This is a genomic window from Microbacterium sp. CPCC 204701, assembly GCF_004010105.1.
In the GTDB taxonomy this organism is placed as follows: Bacteria; Actinomycetota; Actinomycetes; order Actinomycetales; family Microbacteriaceae; genus Microbacterium.
The window spans coordinates 1-1,028 of sequence record NZ_RRYE01000635.1 but is presented as its reverse complement, the minus strand read 5'-3'; the positions used below and the strand labels follow the sequence as shown (position 1 = coordinate 1,028).

The 1,028-nt window shown below is 72.4% G+C and carries 1 protein-coding gene and 1 pseudogene; one reads left to right on the top strand and one right to left on the bottom strand.

All coding sequences use genetic code 11. From position 1 onward, the window contains the following. A partial coding sequence (locus tag EIO58_RS18495; RefSeq protein WP_164861895.1) for an ATP-dependent Clp protease ATP-binding subunit occupies positions 1-710 on the bottom strand: 710 nt, incomplete at its 3' end. 120 nt (positions 711-830) lie between these two features. Between EIO58_RS18495 and EIO58_RS18490 the strand changes: the two are divergent. Continuing rightward, positions 831-1,028, top strand: a pseudogene (locus EIO58_RS18490) (SAM-dependent methyltransferase); the annotation flags it as partial.

Genomic DNA, 1,028 nt, shown 5'->3' with positions numbered 1-1,028 from the left:
CGGCTGAGGATCTCGATGGTCTGCTCGATCTCGTCCGCGCGCCCGATCACGGGGTCGAGCCGACCAGCCGCCGCCAGCGCGGTGAGGTCGGTGCCGTACGTGTCGAGCAGGGGGGTGTCGGATGCGCCCCGCCGACCGGGATCCGCCTCGTCGTCCGAGGCGGCCGCACCGCTGGCCGCCACGGTCTCGCGTGCGCCCTGCGTGAGGGCCTCGGCGGTGACGCCGGCACGCGCCAGCACTTGGCCGGCGGGCGTGTCCTGCGCGAGCACGAGCGCGAAGAAGAGGTGCTCGGGGTCGACGTAGGTCGAGCCCGACGAGCGGGCCACCTGGAAGGCGTGGAACAGCGCGCGCTGCACCGACGGCGTCACGACCGCGCCGTCGACGTCGGCAGGGCTCGAAGCGGAAGGCAGGCGCTCCTCGGTGGCGCGCACGATGGCGCGGGCATCGGCGCCGATGCGCTCGATGGCGTCCTTGGCGGGAGCCTCCGCGGCGAGCACCCTCAGCACGTGCAGTGCGTCAAGCTCGCGCTGACCGCGCTCGAGCGCGTACGTTCCAGCGCGCTGCAGCAGCTGCTGCGTGCGCGCGCCGAGGAAGCGGCTGAGGTCGATCGAGCGCTCGACGCGGGCGCGCTCGCCCGCGAGGTAGCGCGCGAGGAACTCGTCGAACGAACGCGCATCGTCGCCGGCCGAGGGGGTGAGGTCTTCGGGCATTCCATCTCTCCTGAACTTGAGTGAGGTGCTATCAAGTTTACGGACTTGAGCACAGCCGTATCAAGTTCAACGGATCCCCTCCGGTCGTATTCCCGGGTGACGGCGATCTACGGTTGAGCGATGACCTTCTCGCTCGACGCGCTCCGCCGCTGGCCCGACGTCGAGGCGCCCGACCTGGTGGCGACGGATGCCGCGGACCGGCTGATCCTCGACGAGTCGGCGCCCGCCCGCCGCGGAGCCGTCGACGGCATCGCTGTCATCGGCGACGCGTACGGCGCCCTCGCCCTCGGCGCGGCCGCGGACGGCGCCCGCGGCATC